Genomic DNA, 2,802 nt, shown 5'->3' with positions numbered 1-2,802 from the left:
GAGGGAGAGCGGGCGGAGCGGAGGTCGTTCACGAGAGCCTCGGAGATGGCGGTTCGCTGCGGCGCCCGGATGCGCCGTTCGGGCGGATTATATGGGGTTGTGCCGGGAATGGGAGAACGAGAGAGGTCGTGGTACGAATGCGGGCCTCACAGTCGGCGTCGCTCGTGCCCAGAGGGTCGATTGACGGCTTTGCCGTCCATGCGTACAGTTAATCTGTACATCGAGGAGTGCCATGACTGACGTCAACATCACCACGCTGCGCCAGCACCTGCCGGAATACCTCGCTCGAGTGGAGCGCGGAGAACGCATACGCGTGACGTCCCGCGGTCGGGTGATCGCAGAGATTTCTCCGCCGCTGCCGGAAGCCGAGGTGGGAGAAGCGGCGCGTGCGCGGCTGCGCGGCAGTCTCGTTCGATACGACGCTCCGCTCGAACCGGCAGCGCCCGCCGAGGAATGGCAGATGAATCGTTGATCGTCCTCGACACACACGTTCTCGTGTGGTGGTTGACGCAGGCTCCGGGGCTTTCAACCGCGGCGAAGCGCGCTATCAGCAAGCACACCGCAGCGGGCGAAATAGTCGCCTCCACCATCAGCGTTCTGGAGGTTGCGACAGCCGTGCGTCGTGGCCGGCTGCAATTCAGCGTGCCGGTGGATCAGTGGCTCGCCGACGCGTGCAGTATCCCCGAACTGCGCTTCGAGCCGGTCTCAGCCGAGATCGCGAACCTCGCCGGTAGCTTGAGCGAGCCCATGCACGGCGATCCCGCAGACCGCGTCATCGCCGCCACGACCGTGGTCCTGGGAGCAACTCTCGTTACGGGCGACCCCCGGTTGCGCGGCCTGCCGTCGCTTCGGACCATATGGTGAGCGGTCACGAGCGACGTATAGCAGATTGGCCTGCGTGGGTGGCACCCACGAAGCCACGAGGGTGACGGTCCGCGCCTTCCGAGGAGGATCCTCGATCAACCACCTGCGTTGATTCAGGTTAACCGCGCAACCTAACATAGCGCTTCGGCCTATTTTAGGTTCGGCGCGCCCATGCACCGTCCCACTCCCGGCAAATACGTGACGGTCTCGACTGCGGGGGAGCCGTTCGAGGCGTTCGTGCCGGCACCGCTGCCGCCGGACCCGCCCCTGGCCTGGTCTGCCGACCTGCTGCTCTTCGGCAGCACTGCATAGTGCTCGTGCCGGGGCAATCCTTACCCTGATGTCCTAGCGTCTACCTGCGGTATATTGCGCCGCGCGAGCCATGACTCTTTCCTCACGAGGGCGACTGAATGATCACCGGCACCATCAAGAGTCAGATCGACCGCATCTGGGACGCCTTCTGGTCCGGCGGCATCTCCAATCCGCTCGAAGTCATCGAGCAGATCACCTATCTGCTCTTCATCCGCCGGCTCGACGACCTGCACACGCTGGAGGAGAACAAGGCCAACCGGCTCAAGCGCCCGATGGAGAGGCGCATCTTCCCGGAGGGAAAGGACGCGAAGGGACGCACCTACGAAGATTTCCGCTGGTCGCGCTTCAAGCACTTCGCGCCGGCGGAAATGTACGCCGTCGTCGGCGAGCACGTCTTCCCGTTCCTGCGCACGCTGGGCGGCGACGACTCGACGTACGCGCACCATATGAAGGATGCGCGCTTCACCATTCCGACGCCGGCACTGCTCATGAAGGTGGTGGATTTGCTGGACGCGGTGCCGATGGAGGACCGCGACACGAAGGGCGACGTCTACGAGTACATGCTCGGCAAGATCGCCACCGCCGGCCAGAACGGCCAGTTCCGCACGCCGCGGCACATTATCCGGCTGATGGTCGAGCTGACCGCACCGCAGCCCCTCGATGTGATCTGCGACCCGGCTTGCGGCACGGCAGGCTATCTCGTCGCCGCGGGCGAGTACCTGCGCGAGCGTCATCCGAACATCCTCCACGATCCGGCGCAGCGCGAGCATTTCCATCACCGCATGTTCCACGGCTTCGATTTCGACAACACCATGCTGCGCATCGGCAGCATGAACATGCTGCTGCACGGCGTCGAGAACCCGGACATCCGCTACCGCGACTCGCTCGCGCAGGACCATGCGGGCGAGGAGGAGAAGTACACGCTGGTGCTCGCGAATCCGCCGTTCGCCGGCAGCCTCGACTACGAGAACACCGCCAAGGATCTGCTCTCGATCGTCAAGACCAAGAAGACCGAATTGCTTTTTCTCGCGCTCTTCCTGCGGCTGCTCAAGCCCGGCGGGCGCGCGGCGGTGATCGTGCCGGACGGCGTGCTGTTCGGATCGAGCAACGCGCACAAGACGCTGCGCAAGATGCTGGTCGAAGATCAGAAGCTCGACGCTATCGTCAAGCTGCCCGGCGGCGTGTTCAAGCCCTACGCAGGCGTCTCCACCGCGATCCTCGTCTTCACCAAGACCAACTCGGGCGGCACGGATCACGTCTGGTTCTACGATGTCGAGGCCGACGGCTGGAGCCTCGACGACAAGCGCACGCCGCTGCTTCCCGAGGATTTGCTCGGTCCGGTTCCCAGCCGTCATTCCGGGGAAAGCCGGAATCCAGTCCTTTCGCCCGACGAGCACCCGAAGAACAACCTGCCTGACGTGCTTGCGCGCTGGGTCGAGCGTTCAGGGGCCGAGCGCGAGCGGTCGCGCACCGCACAGAGCTTTTGCGTGCCCAAGGCCGACATCGCCGCGCAGGGCTACGACCTCTCGCTCAACCGATATAGGGAACTAGTGCACGAGGCGGTGGAGCACCGGACACCGAAGGCGATCCTTGCCGATCTCGCGAGGTTGGAGGAGGAGATCCAGC

At 64.4% G+C, this 2,802-nt stretch carries 4 protein-coding genes; all 4 read left to right on the top strand.

Features of this window, described 5'->3' with window-relative positions; all coding sequences use genetic code 11:
* Nucleotides 1-232 precede the first annotated feature (232 nt).
* On the top strand, nt 233-472 hold the full coding sequence (locus JNK68_14635) for a type II toxin-antitoxin system prevent-host-death family antitoxin (protein MBL8541581.1): 240 nt from the start codon (nt 233-235) through the stop codon (nt 470-472).
* The gene (locus JNK68_14630) at nt 469-864 is read left to right on the top strand and encodes a type II toxin-antitoxin system VapC family toxin (protein MBL8541580.1); all 396 of its coding nucleotides are present in this window, start codon (nt 469-471) and stop codon (nt 862-864) included. Before JNK68_14635 ends, JNK68_14630 begins: the two co-directional genes overlap by 4 nt.
* A 171-nt stretch (nt 865-1,035) precedes the next feature.
* Nucleotides 1,036-1,176 (top strand): hypothetical protein, encoded by a 141-nt coding sequence (locus tag JNK68_14625; protein MBL8541579.1) that lies wholly within the window; start codon nt 1,036-1,038, stop codon nt 1,174-1,176.
* 98 nt (nt 1,177-1,274) lie between these two features.
* The coding region (locus JNK68_14620) for an SAM-dependent DNA methyltransferase (protein MBL8541578.1) at nt 1,275-2,802 on the top strand (1,528 nt) is incomplete at its 3' end.

This window comes from Betaproteobacteria bacterium (assembly GCA_016791345.1).
GTDB lineage: Bacteria > Pseudomonadota > Gammaproteobacteria > Burkholderiales > JAEUMW01 > JAEUMW01.
This window is presented reverse-complemented; position numbering and strand designations above follow the sequence as displayed.